Below are 20498 nucleotides of genomic sequence, written 5' to 3' on the forward strand. Positions count from 1 at the left end.
TTGGTGGGAGAGAACAATGCTGATCTTGGCGGCGATCCTGTTAGTCGTTCCCGAACTCGTGTCGTCGCTCATAGGACTGCTTTTGGCCGCTCCTGTATTAGGGCGGCAATTCACCGCCGCCAGACAGATGAAGGTGTGAGAATTGACCGTCATCGCTTCTCTGCGATCCCCCGATCGAAGAATTTGCCTGTGACGATCCCAACAATACCCTGCCGCCACCACGTTCTTTGGCGTCAAACTTTGAATGAGAATGGAAATCCCAATCAGGAACGTCATTATCGAGACGAGGACTTTTGGGTTCGAGCGAATAACGTTCCCGGTAGTTGTGCCTGAGAGGCTGACTCGAAAAAGAACTCAATAAACGTAGGGTGCCAGCCAACGGCTGGCTATCTTCAATACATGGATGGCGGCCACAAAATCGGCACGGAATACAAGCCGCTCCCACCATGTCCAATCTTGCATCGTGCTGGAGGAGCAAGCAAAGCTGCGGCACGCCTCTCTCAAAGGCCAGCGCCGTCGTCTACTGGTCGACAGCGACGAGGAACTGGAGGTTCTGGCCGAGATTGAGGGGTTGACCAGCGCCCGGTTGCTCGCCGAGCGCGGCCGCAATCCGCATCTCGATCCGCGAGAGCTTGCCTGGCGGCGGCGCAACCGTGATCTCAGGATCTACGGCGACACGCATGTCAATGCGGCCTTCACCTATACGCGGACAGGAGGCAATCGCTTCAACTCCGAAGATCGCGGAGCCTGGTATCGCGCCTGGGACGTGATGGTATCGGTCGCGGAGGTCGCATGGCACAGAACCCGCGAGCTTCGTTTCGCCGGGTCGTTCCATGACAGCGGCCGTTATGTCGAACTGATCTCCGACTTCATCGGAGAATTCGACGACCTGACCGATGAACCCGAACACGCCGCGCTCAACCCGGACCCGGAGGTTGGCTATCTCGAGGGACAGGAACTGGCCGCCCGGTTGCGAAGAGATGGAAGCCGCGGCCTCATCTATCCCTCCGTCCGTGCGCCCGTCGGAAACTGCCTGGTTTGTTTCGATCCGGGGGCTGTCCAGAACGTCCGGCCCGGCGCGTCCTGGGATCTAATCTGGCAAGGCGCGCCGGACTATTCGATCGTCGCAATCTCGTAGCAGCGACGAAGCACAGGTTTCCGCGGGATGGTCGACTGCCGGTTACGACGTCACCCCCTCATCTTCTGGAATGAAGCCGCCAATCTGGCGTTTCCAGAGCCGTGCAAACAGCCCGTCCCGCTCGACCAGTTCGTCCGGTCGTCCCTCTTCGACAATCCGGCCGTGATCCAGCACGATAATCCGGTCCATCCGTGCAATGGTCGACAGGCGATGGGCGATGGCGATCACCGTTTTGCCATCCATCACAAGATTGAGCTTCTCCTGAATGGCGGCCTCGGACTCGCTATCAAGCGCGGAGGTGGCTTCATCGAGGATCAGGATAGGCGCGTCTTTCAACAGCACGCGCGCAATGGCGACCCGCTGTCGCTGCCCGCCGGAAAGCTTGATGCCACGGTCTCCGACAAAAGCGAGATACCCTTTCCGACCCTCACTATCGGCGAGATCGGCAATGAAGGCATCCGCCTTCGCCACTTTCGCCGCCCGCTCGATATCTTCCAGCGTCGCATCCGGCCGACCATAGCGAATGTTATCCCCCACGGACCGGTGCAGCAGCGCCACATCCTGGGCAATCACCCCGATATTGCGGCGCAGGCTCGCCTGCGTAACATCACGAATATCCTGACCGTCGATTCGAATGGCGCCCTCCTGAATGTCGTAGAACCGCAGGAGCAGATTAACCAGCGTGGTTTTTCCCGCGCCGGACAGACCTACAAGTCCGACCTTCTCCCCGGCGCGCACGGTCAGCGACAGATCATCGATAACCGGCTTGCCAGACTTGTAGGCAAAGCGGATATGGTCGAAATCGATGTTCCCATGTGAAACACTCAGCTCCGCAGCACCTGCCCTGTCGGTTATGGTCGGTGGTGTCGTCATGACAGGCATGGCATCCTTGATGGTCCCAATAGCCTGAAATATTTGCTGCCCCATCTGCAGGAAAGTGAATGTGTGCCCCGACAAGCGTTGCAGGATATAGACGGCGCCGACGAATTCCCCGACCGTGATGAAGCCCTTCACCAGACCGGAAAACCCCACCGACAGGATCGCCAGCCACAGCGCCATGTTAAGCGCCACGACAACCAGCTCCGACGCGCGGTAAACACGCTGCTCCCTGTGCTGCGTCTGCACCGCCTTCATCAGAACGCGACGAATAGCGCCCGCCTCGCTGTCTTCGGCGGCGAACTGCTTGATCATCTGCATATTGCTGTAGAGATCAGTGATCGCGCCCGAGACAAGGCTCTTTTGTTTCGCCGAGCGCCGTGACCGCTCCGTGAAGACGGGAGCCAGTTTAACGGCGAGAACCACATTTAGCACGATCCAGATGAACACCGGCAGCGCCAGCTGCCAGGACAAGGCGGCAAGGAGCGCAAGAGAGCCGATCATTTGCAACAGGAAACGCGGTCCGATCTGGAATGCGTTGATGATCTGCTGCTGAACTGCCGACGAAACTTGCGAGAGACGCGAGGCAACCTGTCCCGCATAAAGCTCATGGAAAAATGCCAGATCCTGCCGCTCCACGGCCTTGTGGCCCTGCCACTGGATGGCCGCGGGCACGGCGATGCCGAGCGTGTGCGAATTGAGCGTATTGAGAAGAAATGACGCCATCGGCATCGCGGGAAATATCAGCAGTCCGAGCGCAGCAAGCAGCGGCCATTCATTGCGCAAGAAAGCCTCCGCACCCTGCGCCGTCACGCCATCGACGATCACGGACAATCCCCAGATAATCGACAAATTGATGGCTTCGACCGCCATGGAGGACAGGGCAAGCGCGATGAGGACGCCGCGAAACATCCCGATGAAATGCAGCAGTACCGCCACGGGGCCTTTTGACGGCAGCGGCCGGAAGGGAATGTCGAGCGGCCGTATCAGCCTCTCGAAAGGGCGAAAGATCGTATCTGAAATCGACATGGGCCTCTCGGATCGCGGTTTGGCATCGACGGGGAGGAATCAGCTACGCGTCCGTCATGGAACCATGCGTGGCGCTCAAGCTCAATTACCGGATGTATTTTTTGCCAGAGCTCGTGATTGAGGCTCGGCGAGGGTTGCGCTTGAAATGTTGTCCACCCGGCGAAAACTGTTCCGCGATTGTAGCTACAATCGCGCGATTGCCCATGGGTTACACGTGACAAAAGTCGCAACAGTACTCCTGACAAAGCTCCCCGCGATCCGCGTTAAACCGCCAACGAACCGGAACACCCAGGTTATGTAGATAGTCTGTTGGAGCGTGCATCAAACTACTATCGACTGCACGCCTTGATAGGAATCGAACGGCGTCGACCCACAGCGAGGCGCAGGCGTCGGCAAAGTGGGTGCGCTCGAGGAAGCCCTGCCCGGCCGGCGAACGGGCAATGCGCTCGTCGAGACGCGTCAGAGCGACACCGGCGTCAAAAACCGGCCGCATCAGGGCCGTCATGCTGATTTTCGCGAGATCGTAAGCCATTGAAATCATGGTAAATGTTTGCCTAAAAGAACTCTATATAAATATTACGGCTCCTCACATGGTATGATTTGGAGTTGAGCTTCTACCCATCGATAAGTATCTCGTATCAATAATAGAGTTCTATTTCGCTATAATAGCCGATAATTCTACATATTATTGGTAACCAATGAATTTTCACTCGGCACTACGATTTTTAGCTGAATTTAATTCAAAAATATATTTTCATCATCTAAAAGCCCATTTACGAATCCCTCCTTTGGAGCTTAAGCATTCCCGAACATAGTCGCGTGGACAAGAACTCAATTTGCCCGTCGCTATTGCTTGAGTTACCGCCTTTATCATCCTCACAGCACAACAGGTGACGGCAACAGTGGGTAGGTGCAGTTGCAGGGTTGATTTCTACGGAAAACCTTACGGGGGCCACTGGTCCCCGTCGGCAATCTTGTTAGTCACAGGCCCCGCATTGTCCGGGTCAGGCTCCGTATGGCACCCAGATGTTCTTCACCTGAATCGCCCTGCGCAAATAGTCACGGCCCTGCCCTTGTGTACGGTCAAGCCAATCGGGCTGTCGCCCATTATTGACCCAGGTGGCCTTCAGGTTGCCCGCAGAAGCTTGCTCGACCATCGCGCTTCCGTCAGCCGATCCGAAATACCAGATAGCTGCAACCTCATCATGCTCCGCCAGCGTCTTTGCAAGCAGATCGCGTTCGCCAGTGACAATATTGATGACCCCGCCGGGTACATCCGACGTGTCCAGCACCTGATAGAAATCGCCGGCAATCAATGGATGGCGCGATGACGGGATGACCACGACGCGATTACCCATGGCAATTGCCGGCAGCACCAGCGACACCAGCGAGAGGAGCGGCACCTCATCGGGGCAAACGATACCGACGATGCCCCACGGCTCATTCATGGCAAGCGTGACGTGACGCGACTTGGTCGAGTGCACAGCGCCATCGAACTTGTCGGCCTGGGCGGCGTAATAGGAAATGCAGCGCAGAGACACGTCGAACTCGTCCCTCGCCTTCTTTTCACTCAAACCGGTGCTATCGATGATGCGGGCAACGAATTCGTCGCGCCGTGTATCGAGGTTCTCCGCGAGATAATAGAGCACCTGCGCGCGGTTATGCGCGGTTGCGGAACTCCAACTGCCTGCCTTTGACGCGGCTTCGACAGCATTGCGGATGTCCTTGCGGTTGCCTATTCCGGCCATGCCTATCACGGCGTTGCCCTTGCCGGTCACCGAATAACTGTAGCCGCCATCGGGGCGGGCCTGCTTGCCGCCGATATAGTTCTTCATGGTCCGATCAAGGCCATCGATCGCCATTTTACTGTCAGCATTCGGCAATGCTGATGGTTTGAAGGCTTCAGCGGGCTTTGTGACCGGCACGTTCTTTTCCCAGTCTGCCGCCAGATATTCGTAAAGCCCTTCGCGCGCACCTTCACGGCCGAAACCGCTTTCACGGTAGCCACCAAAACCTGCACCGGCGTCCAGCATATTGGTACAGTTGATCCAGACCACGCCTGCTTTGACCCGGGCAGCCAGATCAAGCGCGACATTGATGTTTTCCGACCAGATCGAGGCGGCAAGGCCGTAACGGGTGTTGTTGGCCAGCGAAACGGCTTCGTCCGGCGTGCGGAATGTGGTTGCCGCGGCGATCGGGCCAAAGATTTCTACCTGGCAGACCGTCGAGGCCTGATCGACATCTGTGAAGAAGCCGGGAGCGACATAATTGCCGGTGGCCGGCAACGGGTTGGAACTCTGCCAGAGTTCACCGCCCTCTTCCACGCCCTTTCGAACCAGATCCGTGATGCGTTTCACCTGCGTGGCGGAAACAATCGCGCCGACATCAGTCGACTTGTCGAGCGGATCGCCGACCCGCAGGGTTTCCAGCCGCTTTTTCAGCCGGGCATAAAATTTCTCGGCGATACCCTCCTGCACCAGCAGGCGGGAACCGGCGCAGCAGACTTCGCCCTGGTTGAACCAGATCGCGTCAACAACACCTTCAACCGCCGCATCGAGATCGGCGTCCTCGAACACGATGAAGGGTGACTTGCCGCCCAGTTCCAGCGACAGCTTTTTGCCCGAGCCGGCAATCTGCTCGCGAATAACGCGGCCGATCTTGGTCGAACCGGTGAATGCAACCTTGTCGACGCCGTCATGGCCGCAGATCGCAGCGCCTGTCGAGCCATCGCCCTGCACGATGTTGACGACACCGGCCGGAAGGCCAACCTCGTGGCAGATTTCCGCAAACGCGACAGCCGTCAGCGGCGTGAGATCGGCGGGCTTCAACACCACGGTATTGCCGGCGGCAAGCGCCGGCGCGATCTTCCAGGCCAGCATCAGTAGGGGGAAGTTCCAGGGGATCACCTGACCGCAAACACCGACCGGCGAGAAACCACGGAACTCGTCTTCCACCATTTCAGCCCATCCGGCGTGATGGTAAAAGTGTCGCGCGACAAGTGGAATGTCGATATCACGGGTTTCGCGAACCGGCTTGCCGTTATCCATCGTTTCCAGAACGGAAAGGAAGCGCTCGCGCTTCTGGATATGGCGGGCGATGGCGTAGAGGTAACGGGCGCGTTCGTGACCCGACAGTTTCGACCATTTTCCGAAGGCCGCGCGGGCGGCCTTGACCGCCTGATCCACGTCTTCCTCATTGCCACAAATAATGTCCGCAAGCTTGTCCCCGTTTGCGGGGTTTGACACGGCAATCGTCTTGCGGCCATCGGGAGAAACAAACCGGCCGTTGATATAATGTCCGAACGAACGTCCGTGAGTGTCGAGCCACTGCTTCACATCACCATTGGCTTCGGGGGAAGGGCCATATTCCATGGTTTCCAAAATGTCCTTAATGGGTCGCATTTTTCAGTCCTTATGCGGCAGCGTGATGGTGAGCGCTGGAATAGCGGCCGGTTACGAAATGTTCGAGCTGCCGCTCGATATCGCCAAGCATCGAGCTGGCGCCGATGCGGAACAGGTCTGGCTCAAGCCAGCGATTACCCAGTTCCTCCTTCATCAGCGTCAACCACGACAGCGCGTCCTTTGCCGTTTTTAACCCGCCTGCGGGTTTGAAGCCGACCTTCTGGCCGGTCAGTTCGCCATAATCGCGCAGTGCCCGTACCATGGTCAGACTGACCGGCAGGGTGGCGTTGACCTCCTCTTTGCCGGTCGAGGTCTTGATGAAGTCCGAGCCCGCCTGCATGGCCACCATCGAGGCGCGATAAACATTGGTCAGCGTGTTGAGATCGCCCGTCGCCAGGATAGCCTTCATATGGGCGTCGCCGCAGGCTTCACGCATCGCGGCAATCTCGTCGTAAAGTGCTGTCCAGTTCTGCGTCAGAACGAACTCGCGGGTTATGACGATATCGATCTCCCTGGCGCCTTGCTCGACGGCATAGCGGATTTCGGCCAGCCGTTGCGGCAGCGGCGTCAGGCCGGACGGAAAGCCCGTCGCCACCGATGCGACCGGAATAGCCGTGCCTTCCAGCGCCTTGACGGCGTGGGGCACCATGGTCGGATAAACGCAGACGGCGCCGGTGGTGATGCCGGCATCTGCAAGGCCTAGTGCTTCGAGAATGTCTTCCCGGACCGGACGGCGCGCTTTGGCGCACAGGCGGCGCACACGGCCGGGCGTGTCGTCGCCGGAGAGCGTCGTCAGATCGATGCAGGTGATGGCCTTGATCTGCCAGGCGACCTGGTATTCCTTCTTGACCGAGCGCCGGGCAGTGATTGTCGCGGCGCGCCGTTCGGAGGCGCTGCGATTGACCGATATATCCTCAAACCATTCCGGTTTGAGAGCGGTGCCGTTGTTTCTGGGAAATGCTTCGCTCATTTTCTGTCCATTCTTCTGGTCAGGCTGCGGCATTGGCATGGTCGCGGCAAAATGCCTCGAACTCTTCAAGGCTGGCGTAGGCCTTCTGTGTTCCGGGACGGGTGATGGAATGCGCCGCGTAAAGCGATGCCTTCTTCAGGGAGGATACGACCTCGCGCGTTTCGGCGTAAAAGCGGGCAAAGGAGCCGATAAAGGCATCGCCCGCACCCGTGGTATCCTTGGGGGTTACTTTGACGGGTTCGATGTTGACGATCTCATTTGACGTAATCATGCGCGCACCGCGCCCGCCCAGGGTCACGATGACGGTGCGAATGCCACGAGCGATCAGCGAACGGGCGGCTGTGACGATGTCTTCGTCGGTATCGGTCGGCAACCCCGACAGCAAGGCGAGCTCGCTCTCGTTCGGCACGAGGAAGGTTACCTGGCGGATGCGCTCAGGATCGAGATTGGCAGCGGCAGGCGCGGGATTGAGGATCGTCTCGATACCGTTCTGGGCTGCAAATTCGACAGTATGGTAGACGGTCTCAACTGGCACTTCCATCTGCATCAGGATCAAGCCGCACTCTTTGAGATCGGCGGCCGCCTTGTCGACCTCAACAGGTAAAAGGTCGGCATTGGCTCCCTTGACGATGAGGATGGAATTCTCGCCTGATTGTTCGACGAAGATCGGCGCGACACCGCTGGATTTGCCGGCAACCTTCACCACATGACGCGTGTCAACGCCAAAGCTCTCGAGGTTGCGGATGGTGTTATCGGCGAAGACATCATCACCGACCCGGGTGACCATCATCACTTCAGCACCAAGGCGCGCCGCGGCAACCGCCTGGTTGGCACCCTTTCCGCCGCACCCCATCTCGAAGGTGGGCGCCTCGAGTGTCTCGCCCGGTCCGGGCATACGGTCCACGTAAGTGATGAGATCGACCATATTGGAGCCGACGACCCCGATTTTCTTACTCATGCTGATATTCCCTGCTTATCTGTTTTAAAGGGCGCTGATCCTGGCGCCGAACTGATCGGCGGCAGCGCAGTCGAGATAGCCCAGCCGTACAGGAAACACCCTGCGTTCACCCGGTGATAGTCTCTGCACGTTGTTCTTGGCCTTCTCCGCCAGATAGCCTTCCGGCTCGCAGGTGGATGGCAGGGCAAAAGCGGCAACCTGCGAATCCCCATTGACCAGGATCCAACGCACTGTCTTGGGGAAGGCCGCGAGCGGATAGGAGATGGCAAAGCCATCTCCCTCACGTCGTTGCATCATCAGATGCGTCAGCCCCTCACCGTCCGCCGGCAGGCCGTTGACGTAGAACACCTGTTCGGGGTCGTAACGTTGTGGTTCGTCGAGCACTTCCATGGCCGAAGGCTGCCTTGCCAGCGTATCCAGCAGGGAAAGGTAATCGGGATTTGGTGTGACGTGGCCGGGTACGACCGTTCGGACCTTCACCTGCTCGGGCGTGTAGGGCACCGGCTGAACGATTTGCGCACCCTCGGCATAGGCAAAGTTCACATGGCACATATACATGAGATCCATGGACGCTGAAGACAGGTTCTGGATGTCCATGACCATGTCAAAAAGCGTTTCCTCAGCATGCAAAGTCACGCTGGGTCGGGCCAGATAATTGGCACCGAAGCCCATGACATATTCGACTTCGCCTGTTACCCGAACATAGGCGCCGCGCGCATCGTGACCGATGACGAAACCAGCCTTGTCCATGGCGGCACAGGGCATTTCGCCATGCAGGGCATGATTATCCTGCGGCGACGGGCAGCCGTTTCGCAGCATGCCGCTATGGAATGCAAAACATCCGTATGTCTCAACAATTGAACCGGCAGGTCGCGGCATCGAAAAGCGGCTTCCCATAGTCAGGTCCACACCGTTGAACTCAACGCTCCAGATCATCTGCCCCATGAATGGCAATATGACGATCCGGCCGTGGCGGTTCTCCAATTGCAGCGCCTCAACGCCGGTGGCGTAGCGGAAGGTGGTAACCTTCAGCCCATCGGTTGCGGCTAGAAGATGCGGGAGATCGGTGAAGTCCTGCCTGCGAAGATGAAATTCTGTTACCTGCATGGGCTCACCTGCCGGGGTTTCGCCATGCATTGATGGCGATGACGAGAATGAGGAATGCGCCCCAGATGAAGTCGATAAGGTGGTTGGAAAACCGCATCATCTGGAAACCGGAGGACAGCAGCATGAGGGCGATCAGCGCAATGGCGATACCGAGAACCCGCCCCTTCCCGCCTGCCGGGTTTGTGCCGCCGAGAACGGCAATCAGCACCGCCTGCAGCAGATAGGACGCGCCGTAGTCGGATTTCGCTGCATTGGTTCGCCCCGACAGAATGATGCCCGCCAGCGACGCCAGAACGCCGGTCAGCATATAGGAATAGAGCATCATGCGATCCTTGCGGATGCCTGCGAAGACGGCTGCCCGCGGATTGGTGCCTATCAGCATCAGGTTAATGCCGAGCGTCGAGCGCGTCAGCAGGATCGCCACGGTGATGCAGACGCCGATGAACAGCAGAAACGGCGTCGCTATACCCAAGACCTTGCCGTTGCCGATCCAGTTCCACGCGTCAGGGAAGCCAACGATTGCCGGGCCGCCGGTCAACACCAGGGCCAGCCCCATCAGAACCTGACCTGTGCCGAGCGTCGCCAGTATCGGGGTAATACGCAGCTTCGCGACCAAAAGGCCGTTGATCAGACCAGCCAGCAGGCCAACCGCCATGGCGAGGACGATGCCAAGCCCGGTGGAAAACACAACACCCGAAGTGGAGGATTGCCCCGCCTGAACCATGGTGGAATGGAAATAGACGCCGGCGATGATGCCCGCCAGATTGGCAATCCCCACCACGGAAAGATCGATGCCACCGGTCAGCATGGCAATCATCATGGCGATGGAGAGGATCCCCAGTTCGGGCATGATGTAGCTGATGGATTCGAAATTGTAGTAGTTCAGGAACTTGCCCGGGTTCATCCAGGTCATCAGCGCAAAGACGATGACGGTGATGACAAGAAGCTGAATGATGTTGCTGTCGTTGCCGAAAAGCCGACGTATGTCGAACGAATTTTTCATGATGCGCTCTCCCGTCACGCTATGCTTTTACGGTCGCGCCATGCCGTGATGGCAGTGGCAATGATGATAATCAGGCCGACAACGACGCGCTGCCAGGTGGTGTCCACTTTCATGATGATCAGCGAGTTTTTGACCATCACCAGCATGAACACGCCCATCAATGTGCCGAGAACCGTGCCGCGTCCGCCAAAGATTGACGCACCGCCCAGAACCACGGCCGCGATCACGTCGAGTTCGAGACCGACAAAATCACGCGGGTTGGCAAGCCAGATCATCGACGAATGCAGCAGGCCCGAGAAGCCCGCCAGCGCACCGGCGAGGCAATAGACAAAGAAGATCGTCGCACCTGTATTGAAGCCAACACGTTTGGCTGCTTCAGGAGAGCCGCCATAGGCATAAACGCTGCGCCCGATCATGGTGTAGGTAAGGATGAGATGAATGACCAATGCCAGCCCCAGATAGACCAGGAACATCGCGGTCAGGCCGAAAGTCGATCCAGTGGCCGACGTCAGCGAGATCACATCGGTCTTGCCGAACTCGATCAGTTCCTTTGGCATCTTGTTGATGTTGACGATGCTGGTACCGACGAGGCCGAGAACCAGACCACGCACAATCGAACCCGTCCCGAGAGTCACAATCAGCGGGATCATCCTGAAACGATGGATAATGAAACCGTTGAAAGCACCGAGAACGAGCCCAATCAGCGTTGCCGCAACAAACGGAATGAGCACGCCATCATAGCCGAGATAGACCATACTGCGCACGGTCAGATACATCGCCGCAATGGCAAAGGCCGTGAATGATACGTCGATGCCGCCGGAAATCATCACCAGCAATACGCCGAGCGCCATGATGCCGATCACGACATTCGAGCGCAACAGGCCGAAGATGTTGTCGAGCGACCAGAAGGCTGGATTGATGAGACCGATGATGACCATGGCCGCGAGCAAGACGCAGGCGATAATGGATTCTGTGCTTTTCAGGAATTTCATGACTTGCGGCCCCTCAATTCAGCATCTTGAGCCGGTCGTTAACGGCGTCTTCGGTCATGCTCTCTCCAGACAACTCGTCAACGAAACGGCCGCGATGCATGACCAGCACGCGGTTGCAGTTCTGCACCAGTTCCGGCACATCGTCGGAAATCATCAGCACGGCGAGGCCTTCCTTTTCGGCCAGCTTGCGGATGATGGTGTGGATCTGTGCTTTGGAACCGACATCGACGCCGACGGTCGGGCCGTTCAGGATCAGCACTTTGGCGCCCGTCAACAGCCAGCGAGCCAGAACGACGCGCTGTGCGTTGCCACCGGACAAATGGTTGACCGGCGTGTGCGGTCCCGGCGCCACGATCTGCATGGCCGAGAACATTTCGCGGGTCGTCTCATCCGCCTTTTTGCGATTAATGAAAAGACCTCGGACGAATTTCTCTATCGACGTGACAATGATATTGCGCTCAATGGATTGCTTCAGGAATAGCCCCTCGGTCAGGCGATCCTCCGGCACATAAGCGACGCCGCAAGCAATACCCTCCTGAACGGTCCTTGGGTGGACCTCGCGGCCTGCAAGGCGCACTGAACCGGTAAAATCGGGGCGCATGCCAAACAGCGCCAGGGCAAGTTCGGTACGCCCCGAACCGATCAAGCCCGAAATACCGACAATTTCACCTGGCCTTAACGTCAGGTCGGCGTTTTCCACGGAACCCGGAACCGAGAGGTTGCGCACGTCCAGCACTGGTGTATCGGCGCCTTTCTGCGCTACCCACTGGTAGCTGTGGGCCGTCAGCTCCTGCCCCGTCATCGCGCGAGTGATTGCCGGCTCATCGAATTCGGCGATCGGCCCTTCGGCCACCTTCTTGCCATTGCGGAAAACTGTCAGGCGCTCGCTAATTTCCAGCATCTCGCGCATTTTATGGCTGACGAAAAGCACGGCGATGCCCTGCGCCTGAATATCACGCACAATCTTGAAGAGGGCATCAACCTCATGGCGCGTCAGCGCCGTCGTCGGCTCATCCATGATGATCAGGCGTGCATCGGCCATGACGGCACGGGCAATCGCCACGATCTGCTTTCCAGAAGTCGGCAGGGTTTCGACATCCGTATCAAGATCGATACTCACGCCGAGGCGGTCCAACGCCTTTTGGGCCAGCTCACGGACATGTCGCCAGTCGACCGTCTTGCGACCTTCCATCAGAAAGGTATTGATGGCCAGATTCTCGGCGACCGTCAGGTTCCCAAACAGCGAAAAATCCTGATAGATCACCTGAATACCGTGGTGAACGGATTTTACCGGATCGAGTTTGCCGACAGGCTTCCCGTCGATCAGAATCTCACCGTCCTCGGGTGTGTAAACCCCGGACATGATTTTGATGACGGTAGATTTGCCGGAACCGTTTTCACCGGCAAGGCAATGGATTTCGCCCGGGCGAATGCTCAGCGATACGTCGTCGAGCGCCTTCACGCCGCCAAACCGCTTACCGATGTGGCGCAGCTCGATCAGATTTTCAGTCATAGTGGCCTCGTGCAAGGCTGGAAAACACGCGGGTGCACGGAGAGAGGGGTTGCCCCTCCCTCCGTGGTTCGGATCAGAAGTCGTACTTGTCCATGTTTTCCTTGGTCACGCCGACCCAACCCGCGCCATAGAGCAGGTGTGGCTTGGAGGCATCAGGAACAAGCAGGCTTTCATAACCGGGCAGACCCATGTTCAGACCGGCCTTGATCTGCTCGCTCTTCTTCTCAAGAACCGCGACGGCCAGCATGTTCATTGCATAACCGGCAACGGCCGGATCCCAGAACTGGATGTATTGGATATTGTCGTTCTTGATGTATTCGCCGGCAACTGAAACCAGGCCCGTGCCCGAGAAGAAAACTCTGCCCGACAGACCGCCCTCGGCGATCAGGCGGCCAGCGCCTGCGGATGTCGGCATCGGCGCGCCGAGAATACCGGTAATGTCCGGATAGGCGGTCATTGCTTCCTTGAGTTTGGTGTAGTCGGTGTTGGCGTCGTCATAGGTTTCCAGCCGCTCGGTCGCCTGCGACATTTCCGGGAAGTTTGCCTTCTGGTACTCGACGGCGCCGTCGATCCATTCCATCTGCGACTTGGAGGTCAGACTGCCAACGGTGGCGACATACTTGCCCTTACCGCCCATGGATTTGCCAAGTTCCTTCATCAGGTTCGCGCCATAGGCCTTGTTGTCGAAGGCTTCGATGTCGAAATCGACGTTCTGGATGTTGGAAGCCTCATGGCTGATGACGACGATGCCGCGATCTCGGGCTTTCTTGAGCACCGGCTCCACCGCTTCGACCGAGAACGGCACGATGGCGATGGCATCAACGCCCTGCGCGATGAGGTTTTCAACGATCTGCACCTGAGCGGCGGCATCAGCCTGGCTTGGGCCAACCATCCAGACATCGTTTCCGGTATCGCCCTTGAACTGCTCGACGCCATCGCGCATGCGGTCAAACCACGCAATACCATCCACCTTCACGACAGTTGCAATGGTATATTTTTTGCCGCTCGCCGTTGTGATCAGCTCCTTGTTGACCTTCGACGCATCGACGGCGCTTTGCGCAAAGACAGCCGAGGCCGAAAGCGTTGCAGCAAGCGCGATGGTAGTGAAAATCTTGTTCACGAATAACTCCTCCCTTTGAAACTGCAATGTGCCGAACCTACTCCAGTCGCAGCACTCGATAATGTTCGATTCCTCACGTCGGGAACCGCTGCTCACGCGTCCGACGCCTCCTCATTCTCCCGGAAAGGCCTCCCGTGCCCCGGTGCGTAGGTCACGATGTGACCTAGAAACCTGTTGTTTTCCTCTCCCGATAATGCGAACTATTATGATAGAATCCGATCATTATGTTTCGATCGTTTCATGTTTGTTATTCTTCTGTCAAGCGCAGAAAGAGGCGATTGCGAGCAAAGTGACACCGAAATATGAAGCGCAGCGAGAAGCCGAAAACGGAGACAAGGTGAGCAAAGTAAGTGCACACAATGCCAGGTTGGACGCGCTGGCCAAGCTAGTTCAGGAAACGGGCGTCCTAAGGCTGCGGGATGCCGCCTCCCGGCTTGGCGTATCCGAGATTACCATTCGACGCGACATTGCCGCCGACGGCGAACGGTTGAGTTGTCTTGGCGGCTACATCATTCCGGTTCAGGACGGCGCAATCAGCAGCGACTATGTCCTGGAGCAGGAAAAGGACAGCCATGCAGCGGCCAAGATGCGCGCATGCGTGCAGGCTGCCGCTTTGATCGAGCCACATGACACGATATTCATCGACTGCGGAACGACGATGCCACATCTGGCGCGGCAGATTCCGGTACGTGGCCATGTCACCGCCATCTGCTATTCTCTTAATGTTGCCGAGGAGCTAGCGAGCAGAAACGATGTCCGCCTGATCATGCTCGGCGGGCTCTATCATCCGGAAGCGGCCTCGTTTTCGGGGGATGAAGGCATTGAGGTGCTGAAGCGCCTCAATATCAACAAAGCATTCCTGTCTGCTGGCGGCGTGGACGGACATCACGGCGTGACTTGTTCGCATTTTCATGAAGTGCCGATCAAACAGATGGTCATGCAACGCTCAATGCAAAAGCATCTTGTGGTGGACAGCAGCAAGTTCAGCAAGGTGCGGGCCGCACGCTATGCTTCAATAGGCGACTTCAATTCAATTGTGTCGGATCAACCCTTACCTTGGCTAAAATAAGCCGAAATTGGCGCGCGTTCCCTGCTGCTCGTAGAGGGCGGCGCAGGCATCGACCTTTTCGGACCTTTTTTTTGCACCACAGCAGCACATGGGCAATCCGCTTTTCGGGCCGCACCTCGACATAAAGATGGTGGCATAGGATAGGTTCTCATACGCCCGAGCAACTTGCTCGTTCTGCAATTTCAAAGACTTACTTTAGCCGCCGATTGCCCTCTGGTGCCGCATAAACACCGTCATTTTCGATCGGCTTTTTCGGAGGCTGCTCATTACAAGAGTTCCCGCTTAAGCAGCGCTTCGAGCCAGTCCGCAAAGACCTGCAATCGGCGCGAGAGATGCTGCCTGTGCGAATAGAGCAAGGCCATGGGCATGGGTTCGGCGCGATGGTCGGGCATCACTTCAACGAGTTCGCCGGCGTCGATGTGGCGCTTCACGTCGTAAGCCGGGATCTGAATCAAGCCGAGCCCGGCGAGGCAACAGGCGATATACGCCTCGGCGCTGTTGACCGTGACACGGCCGCGAATCGGCATCATGCCCACCTCGCCGTTCTCAACCCACTCCCAATCTTCGACGCGACCGGTCGATGGCGGCGCATAGTTGACGGCGAGATGCGCGCCGAGATCGTCTGGCGCGCTTGGCGTCCCATGTTGGGCGAGATAAGCGGGGCTGGCGACATTGATCAGTGAGAGATCGCCGATCTTGCGGGCGATGAGACCGGAATCGCTCAATGGCCCGACCCGAAGCACGCAGTCGACGCTCTCCTCGACCAGGTTCACCGTCCGATCGGTGACGCGCAGTTCGATGTCGAGCTGGGGATGACGGTCGAGGAATTCTGGCAAGGCGGGCGCGATGATCAAACGGCCGATCCGGCCCGGCACATCGATCCGCAGCTTGCCTGACGTTTGGCCCGCCGTCTGTCGGAACAGGCCCTCGGTCTCCTCGACATCGGCGATCAGCCGCAGGCAGCGTTCATAAAATGCCGCGCCGTCCTGGGTTGGCGAGACCTTTCGGGTGGTCCGGTGAAGCAGGCGCGCGCCGACCCGCGCTTCGAGCTCGATCACCGCGGCTGACACGGACGAACGTGGCATCCCGAGCGTATCGGCAGCGCGGGTGAAGCTCGCGCATTCGACGACGCGGGCGAAAGTGCGGAAGAGATCGATACGGTCCATGCGCTTCAACTAACTTGATTGGTCGGCCAGCCTGACAGGTGATGTCAGAACGAGCGTCTTTATGATGAATCTATAGACGATATGGTGTGATGTAGGAAGCGGTCGCCTGATGGCCGCGAGGCAAGCGAAGGAGCCAACGCCAATGACCGATCACAGCATCAATGGCAAAACCGTCATCATCGCCGGCGGCGCGAAGAACCTGGGCGGGCTGATCGCCCGCGATCTCGCCGCGCAGGGCGCCAAGGGGATCGCCATTCACTACAACAGCGCGGCGACCAAGGCGGACGCCGACACGACGGTTGCGGCGGTGAAAGCGGCCGGCGCGGAAGCGATCGCCATCCAGGCGGACCTGAAAACGGCAGGCGCCGTGGAGACGCTGTTTGCAGATGCGGTCGCCGCCCTCGGCCGCCCGGATATCGCCATCAATACCGTCGGCAAGGTGCTCAAGAAGCCCATGGTCGAGATTTCGGAAGCCGAATATGACGAGATGAGCGCGGTCAACGCCAAGACGGCCTTCTTCTTCATCAAGGAAGCAGGCAAGCATCTCAACGACAACGGCAAGCTGGTGACCCTCGTCACCTCGCTGCTCGGCGCCTTTACCCCTTTCTATGCGGCCTATGCCGGCACCAAGGCCCCGGTCGAGCATTTCACGCGCGCGGCTTCCAAGGAGTTCGGCGAGCGCGGCATCTCGGTGACGGCGATAGGTCCCGGACCGATGGACACGCCGTTCTTCTATCCGGCTGAAGGCGCAGACGCCGTCGCCTATCACAAGACGGCGGCGGCTTTGTCCGGCTTCTCGAAGACCGGTCTCACCGACATCGAGGATATCGTCCCCTATATCCGCTTCATGGTGTCGGACGGCTGGTGGATGACCGGCCAGACCATCCTCGTGAATGGCGGCTATACCACGAAGTAAGAACGGATGGACGGCCTGTCCTCCCGGCAGGCCGTCCGGTCTTTATCGCGACACAGGGGGACGCGCTCATGCATATGCTGTTGGTCATCGTCGGAGGCGCCGTCCTGCTGGGCGTGTTTTCCCTGTTCGGGAAACTCTGGGGCAGCGATCTCGCCGGTATCGCCACGGGCGCGAAACTCTTTATTCCTGCCTGGCTGGCGGTGGCGCTCGTCAATATGTGGGTCGGCGTAACGAGGGCGGGCTACACGGTCGCCCAGGAGCTGCCGATCCTGCTGGTCGTGTTCGCCGTGCCGGCGGCCCTTGCGGCGGTCCTCGCCTGGCAACTAGCGAGAGGCTGATTTCATGGCAGCGCAAACTCTTTCTCATACTGTCGAGGCCGCTGCGGCCCATGGTTTCAACCTCGTCCCGATCGTCGTCCTGCTGGGGGCGGCGGTCATCGCCGTGCCGCTGTTCAAGCGGCTCGGCCTCGGCTCCGTCCTCGGCTATCTGGCCGCCGGGCTTGCCATCGGGCCGTTCGGCATCAGCCTGTTCTCCGCCCCGCAATCGATCCTGCATGTGGCCGAACTCGGCGTCGTCATGTTCCTGTTGCCCCGCAAACCTCCAGCTATCGATTATCGTACGTTCGCTCACCCCCCCGCTGACGGCGCAAATAGTCTTCATAGGCTGCCCGTAATTCCATCCGCGCGGCCTCTTTTGGCGATAGCGCCGGACGCTCCCTCGTCACGCCACGCACCGCAAGAACGCGCACAAATCGCTTCATCATGTACTTCGCGTAGGTCTCTCGGGATTCTATCCACCCCATGGCTGCGACGAGTTCGGCGGCTTACCTTTGATCGAGCTCAGATGCAGCCATCCCTGCCCCGTGCATTGCTTTCGCAACATCGTTGATACAGCTCAGGTAGAAGGTGATCGTGCTTTCTGCATGATCGAGCTCGACCATCTCATCGACAAAGGCCACGAGATGGTCCTCGAACAGCGAGAAGGCACAGGCGTAGAAGTAGCGATAGCGACTGATCGTCATGGTATTCTCCTTGTTTCGAACAAGGAAAGACAGCGGTCAATTCACATGCCTCGCAAGATGTGTCAGGCGCTGGAGGATGCGATCGTGGTCATTTCGCTCCACTGCTGAGCGTTGCTGTTTGGCGTAGGTCCCGTTCTCTAACGCGACAAAACACACGTGTTGCTTCGTCCACTCAACCAGTTTCAGGCGCGCCCGTTTTCGACGAAAGCTCTGTTCGTCAGAATGTTAAAATCCGCTAGGAAAAAATTACCAAGACGAAAGATATGCAATCCTAAATTGTCTGCATCAAAGGAGCGGACACCCGATGGATTTCAAATCAAAGCTGCGATTTCTAGTAGCCGTGACCATCTTCATGTTTTCGAACGTTCAGCCCTCAGGAGCGGAGCATCTCGATCTCTACGAGGGAACTTGGAAAAAGGTGAAGTCAAATGCCGGCGAATGTTCACAATGCACGATCACGATTAAACGTAATGGAAAGACACTACAGGTCGTGGCAAACAACGGCTGGTCTGCCGTAGTCAGGTCTGCCCCCAAGCGTTTCGCTGCAGAATTGCCTTCTATCCAAGGGGATGGTGTCTGGCAGAACTCCGGCAAGGCCCGACCGCTAAAGATCGCATTGGTTCATGATGAAGGCGAGCTGCAGGTTTTGCTTCTCATCGCGGAGCAGAGCCGGCCCCGCACTATTGCTGCGACATTCCGCAAGTGATCGAAGCTAAGAGTATATCCCGCTGAAGCGCGACAAGGGCATGAGCTATGACGAGCATCGTGAGGGTTGCCGATTTCGTGATTGATGTTCTTGGCACAGCGATGGGCAACCGCCCTGAACCAGGATTCTGGAGAGACGTAGAACGTATTCCGATTGTCCTCTTGGTTTTGGGCTTGCTTGCCACGCTTTGCGTCTGGCTCGCCCAAGCGAAAACGGTTGCTTGAAACCTGTGCGAGCTCAAGCATAACTGTGAGGCATTGCCGCAAGCGGCTGATTTGCAACACCCACGAGGTCCATAGCGGCCGAGTTTCTGATGAGCACCGACGACGGGGTGGACAATCGCCGACAGCTTTCCCTTTTGCTTTGTATTATGCCGGGATCCGCGAGCCGGAGGCCAAGGCGTCTGGCTCATCCGGGGATTTATCGGCATAATCTGGATATCAGCATTATGGGTATAGCGCGGCAATCAGGATGAGACGAATCTCACCTAGATTGCCGCTATGCATTATGGGTGAGTTCGTGGCAGAGCGTGCTGTAAAATCCTTCGGCGGCACTCGTGGTGGCGGTGCCAATGAAGCGGCGGCGCTCCGGCGTGCGGATGATGTCAGCCGACGGGACATAGTAGGCTTTATCGCCACCCTCCTCGATGACCGCACCGGTTGCCTTGACGAAGGCTTCAGCCTGAGCGATCGGGTCGAACGAAGGCTGGGTTGGGATATCGGTCTGATCGAGAGGGAAGCCGTCCACCTGGGCGGCATTGAAGACCCAGCTGGCACGCGCAACCATGCGTTCGGCTTGCTCGGCCTGACCGGTCTCGTCATTGATCTGCTCGACATCGAAAGTCTTGTAGAAGACGACGAGGGAGGATTTCTCGCCCTTGCGCACTTGGCATCCGACATCTTGCCACTGGCGGTAGGTGCCCCAGACATTCGAGGGATACTGAGAAGCCTGAGCAGAGACCCAGAGGCTGACAATGTTCACGCCGTTATAGGGCTTGCGCGATGCGACATTGACGGGGCGAGCAAAGCTTCCGGCTTTGTTGGCGATCCAGGGGAGCTGGAATTCGCCTGCGTTTTCGAGAGCATCAACGATGCGGCTGGTGATTTCCTGATGGACATCGAATTTGGGTGAAGATGATTTGGACATTATTGTCTCCTTTCGCTGTGGAGACCGCGACCATCGCGGCCTGATGGCGTCCGGAGAGACAGGCCAAAGCAGCCCTTGCACCCCGAAGGGGCGGGCGAAGCGAAAAGACGGTGCATACCGTTGCATGGGATGGGAGGGGCTGTCAGAAAAGCCTAAAGAAGGCAGCTATGGCCGTGGCTCTTTGCGACAGGGACGATCCTTGATCAGCAAGCTTCCAAATTTTTGGGCAAACATCGTAACGCATCTCGTCATGAGCACGCATACATAGGTAACCGTTGTTCTGCTCCCACGTTGTCTGCCGCCTTCTGATCTGGGATCGACGTTCCATGGATGAGAGACAAGGAGTTTCTCCATGGAGACTACGTTG

The 20498-nt window shown here is 57.9% G+C and carries 20 protein-coding genes and 2 pseudogenes; 9 read left to right on the forward strand and 13 right to left on the reverse strand.

Annotation, left to right across the window (positions count from 1 at the left end):
- The first annotated feature begins 16 nt into the window (after window positions 1-16).
- Window positions 17-139, forward strand: coding sequence for a hypothetical protein (locus tag PL597_RS24860; protein WP_271366562.1), 123 nt, complete (start codon window positions 17-19; stop codon window positions 137-139).
- Window positions 140-463: 324 nt separating this feature from the next.
- On the forward strand, window positions 464-1138 hold the full coding sequence (locus PL597_RS24865; protein ID WP_271366544.1) for an RES family NAD+ phosphorylase: 675 nt from the start codon (window positions 464-466) through the stop codon (window positions 1136-1138).
- A 42-nt stretch (window positions 1139-1180) separates the two neighbouring features.
- Here PL597_RS24865 and PL597_RS24870 read toward each other — a convergent pair whose 3' ends face one another.
- The 10 genes and pseudogenes from PL597_RS24870 to PL597_RS24915 form a co-directional block, all read right to left on the reverse strand.
- A complete protein-coding gene (locus PL597_RS24870; RefSeq protein ID WP_271366546.1) occupies window positions 1181-3043 on the reverse strand; it encodes an ABC transporter ATP-binding protein in 1863 nt (620 codons plus the stop codon).
- Between the two features lie 364 nt (window positions 3044-3407).
- Window positions 3408-3584: pseudogene (locus PL597_RS26370) on the reverse strand (RHE_PE00001 family protein); the annotation flags it as partial.
- A 463-nt stretch (window positions 3585-4047) separates the two neighbouring features.
- Entirely contained in the window at window positions 4048-6444 is a 2397-nt protein-coding gene (locus PL597_RS24880) for an aldehyde dehydrogenase family protein (protein ID WP_271366547.1), read from the reverse strand.
- A 10-nt stretch (window positions 6445-6454) separates the two neighbouring features.
- On the reverse strand, window positions 6455-7414 hold the full coding sequence (deoC, locus tag PL597_RS24885; RefSeq protein WP_271366549.1) for a deoxyribose-phosphate aldolase: 960 nt from the start codon (window positions 7412-7414) through the stop codon (window positions 6455-6457).
- A gap of 19 nt (window positions 7415-7433) precedes the next feature.
- On the reverse strand, window positions 7434-8372 hold the full coding sequence (gene rbsK / locus PL597_RS24890) for a ribokinase (protein ID WP_271366550.1): 939 nt from the start codon (window positions 8370-8372) through the stop codon (window positions 7434-7436).
- Between the two features lie 24 nt (window positions 8373-8396).
- Window positions 8397-9479, reverse strand: coding sequence for an aldose 1-epimerase family protein (locus tag PL597_RS24895; protein ID WP_269825004.1), 1083 nt, complete (start codon window positions 9477-9479; stop codon window positions 8397-8399).
- 4 nt (window positions 9480-9483) lie between these two features.
- Window positions 9484-10482: an ABC transporter permease gene (locus PL597_RS24900; protein WP_271366551.1), complete on the reverse strand. Its 999-nt coding sequence runs from the start codon at window positions 10480-10482 to the stop codon at window positions 9484-9486.
- Between the two features lie 14 nt (window positions 10483-10496).
- Window positions 10497-11474 (reverse strand): ABC transporter permease, encoded by a 978-nt coding sequence (locus PL597_RS24905; protein ID WP_271366552.1) that lies wholly within the window; start codon window positions 11472-11474, stop codon window positions 10497-10499.
- A gap of 13 nt (window positions 11475-11487) precedes the next feature.
- Window positions 11488-12987 carry a sugar ABC transporter ATP-binding protein gene (locus PL597_RS24910; protein WP_271366553.1) on the reverse strand — a complete coding sequence of 500 codons (1500 nt, stop codon included), beginning with the start codon at window positions 12985-12987 and terminating at the stop codon, window positions 11488-11490.
- Window positions 12988-13060: 73 nt separating this feature from the next.
- Window positions 13061-14107, reverse strand: coding sequence for an autoinducer 2 ABC transporter substrate-binding protein (locus PL597_RS24915; RefSeq protein ID WP_271366554.1), 1047 nt, complete (start codon window positions 14105-14107; stop codon window positions 13061-13063).
- Window positions 14108-14444: 337 nt separating this feature from the next.
- Here PL597_RS24915 and PL597_RS24920 point away from each other — a divergent pair, with 337 nt between their 5' ends.
- Entirely contained in the window at window positions 14445-15176 is a 732-nt protein-coding gene (locus tag PL597_RS24920) for a DeoR/GlpR family DNA-binding transcription regulator (RefSeq protein WP_271366564.1), read from the forward strand.
- A 266-nt stretch (window positions 15177-15442) separates the two neighbouring features.
- Here PL597_RS24920 and PL597_RS24925 read toward each other — a convergent pair whose 3' ends face one another.
- Window positions 15443-16342, reverse strand: a complete 900-nt coding sequence (locus tag PL597_RS24925; protein WP_269825000.1) for a LysR family transcriptional regulator — start codon at window positions 16340-16342, stop codon at window positions 15443-15445.
- Window positions 16343-16484: 142 nt separating this feature from the next.
- Here PL597_RS24925 and PL597_RS24930 point away from each other — a divergent pair, with 142 nt between their 5' ends.
- From PL597_RS24930 to PL597_RS24940, 3 genes and pseudogenes are all read left to right on the forward strand, one after another.
- A complete protein-coding gene (locus PL597_RS24930; RefSeq protein ID WP_271366555.1) occupies window positions 16485-17258 on the forward strand; it encodes an SDR family oxidoreductase in 774 nt (257 codons plus the stop codon).
- 68 nt (window positions 17259-17326) lie between these two features.
- Window positions 17327-17596 (forward strand): hypothetical protein, encoded by a 270-nt coding sequence (locus PL597_RS24935; protein ID WP_269824998.1) that lies wholly within the window; start codon window positions 17327-17329, stop codon window positions 17594-17596.
- Between the two features lie 4 nt (window positions 17597-17600).
- Window positions 17601-17843, forward strand: a pseudogene (locus tag PL597_RS24940) (hypothetical protein); the annotation flags it as partial.
- A 238-nt stretch (window positions 17844-18081) separates the two neighbouring features.
- On the opposite strand, the gene PL597_RS24945 reads toward PL597_RS24940, so the two are convergent.
- Complete coding sequence (locus PL597_RS24945) at window positions 18082-18279, reverse strand: hypothetical protein (protein WP_112346404.1); 198 nt, start codon at window positions 18277-18279, stop codon at window positions 18082-18084.
- Here PL597_RS24945 and PL597_RS24950 point away from each other — a divergent pair.
- The 3 genes from PL597_RS24950 to PL597_RS24960 all read left to right on the forward strand — a co-directional run bounded on the left by PL597_RS24950 (window position 18181) and on the right by PL597_RS24960 (window position 19209).
- Complete coding sequence (locus PL597_RS24950; protein WP_271366556.1) at window positions 18181-18387, forward strand: hypothetical protein; 207 nt, start codon at window positions 18181-18183, stop codon at window positions 18385-18387. The genes PL597_RS24945 and PL597_RS24950 overlap by 99 nt on opposite strands.
- Window positions 18388-18583: 196 nt before the next feature.
- Window positions 18584-18985 (forward strand): hypothetical protein, encoded by a 402-nt coding sequence (locus PL597_RS24955; RefSeq protein WP_271366558.1) that lies wholly within the window; start codon window positions 18584-18586, stop codon window positions 18983-18985.
- A gap of 47 nt (window positions 18986-19032) precedes the next feature.
- Window positions 19033-19209: a hypothetical protein gene (locus PL597_RS24960; protein ID WP_271366559.1), complete on the forward strand. Its 177-nt coding sequence runs from the start codon at window positions 19033-19035 to the stop codon at window positions 19207-19209.
- Between the two features lie 274 nt (window positions 19210-19483).
- On the opposite strand, the gene PL597_RS24965 is transcribed toward PL597_RS24960, so the two are convergent.
- Complete coding sequence (locus tag PL597_RS24965; protein ID WP_271366560.1) at window positions 19484-20131, reverse strand: ArdC family protein; 648 nt, start codon at window positions 20129-20131, stop codon at window positions 19484-19486.
- Window positions 20132-20498 lie beyond the last annotated feature (367 nt).

Source organism: Agrobacterium sp. ST15.13.013, from assembly GCF_027956525.1.
GTDB lineage: Bacteria > Pseudomonadota > Alphaproteobacteria > Rhizobiales > Rhizobiaceae > Agrobacterium > Agrobacterium salinitolerans.

What these genes read in the sequence shown, in the direction of transcription:
- PL597_RS24935 (WP_269824998.1), top strand. Translation starts at nt 17,327, where the DNA reads ATGCATATGCTGTTGGTCATCGTCGGAGGCGCCGTCCTGCTGGGCGTG.
- PL597_RS24900 (WP_271366551.1), bottom strand. Translation starts at nt 10,482, where the DNA reads ATGAAAAATTCGTTCGACATACGTCGGCTTTTCGGCAACGACAGCAAC.
- PL597_RS24945 (WP_112346404.1), bottom strand. Translation starts at nt 18,279, where the DNA reads ATGACGATCAGTCGCTATCGCTACTTCTACGCCTGTGCCTTCTCGCTG.
- PL597_RS24870 (WP_271366546.1), bottom strand. Translation starts at nt 3,043, where the DNA reads ATGTCGATTTCAGATACGATCTTTCGCCCTTTCGAGAGGCTGATACGG.
- PL597_RS24955 (WP_271366558.1), top strand. Translation starts at nt 18,584, where the DNA reads ATGGATTTCAAATCAAAGCTGCGATTTCTAGTAGCCGTGACCATCTTC.
- PL597_RS24895 (WP_269825004.1), bottom strand. Translation starts at nt 9,479, where the DNA reads ATGCAGGTAACAGAATTTCATCTTCGCAGGCAGGACTTCACCGATCTC.
- PL597_RS24965 (WP_271366560.1), bottom strand. Translation starts at nt 20,131, where the DNA reads ATGTCCAAATCATCTTCACCCAAATTCGATGTCCATCAGGAAATCACC.
- PL597_RS24930 (WP_271366555.1), top strand. Translation starts at nt 16,485, where the DNA reads ATGACCGATCACAGCATCAATGGCAAAACCGTCATCATCGCCGGCGGC.
- PL597_RS24950 (WP_271366556.1), top strand. Translation starts at nt 18,181, where the DNA reads ATGATCGAGCTCGACCATCTCATCGACAAAGGCCACGAGATGGTCCTC.
- PL597_RS24960 (WP_271366559.1), top strand. Translation starts at nt 19,033, where the DNA reads ATGACGAGCATCGTGAGGGTTGCCGATTTCGTGATTGATGTTCTTGGC.
- PL597_RS24905 (WP_271366552.1), bottom strand. Translation starts at nt 11,474, where the DNA reads ATGAAATTCCTGAAAAGCACAGAATCCATTATCGCCTGCGTCTTGCTC.
- deoC (WP_271366549.1), bottom strand. Translation starts at nt 7,414, where the DNA reads ATGAGCGAAGCATTTCCCAGAAACAACGGCACCGCTCTCAAACCGGAA.
- PL597_RS24910 (WP_271366553.1), bottom strand. Translation starts at nt 12,987, where the DNA reads ATGACTGAAAATCTGATCGAGCTGCGCCACATCGGTAAGCGGTTTGGC.
- PL597_RS24925 (WP_269825000.1), bottom strand. Translation starts at nt 16,342, where the DNA reads ATGGACCGTATCGATCTCTTCCGCACTTTCGCCCGCGTCGTCGAATGC.
- rbsK (WP_271366550.1), bottom strand. Translation starts at nt 8,372, where the DNA reads ATGAGTAAGAAAATCGGGGTCGTCGGCTCCAATATGGTCGATCTCATC.
- PL597_RS24860 (WP_271366562.1), top strand. Translation starts at nt 17, where the DNA reads ATGCTGATCTTGGCGGCGATCCTGTTAGTCGTTCCCGAACTCGTGTCG.
- PL597_RS24880 (WP_271366547.1), bottom strand. Translation starts at nt 6,444, where the DNA reads ATGCGACCCATTAAGGACATTTTGGAAACCATGGAATATGGCCCTTCC.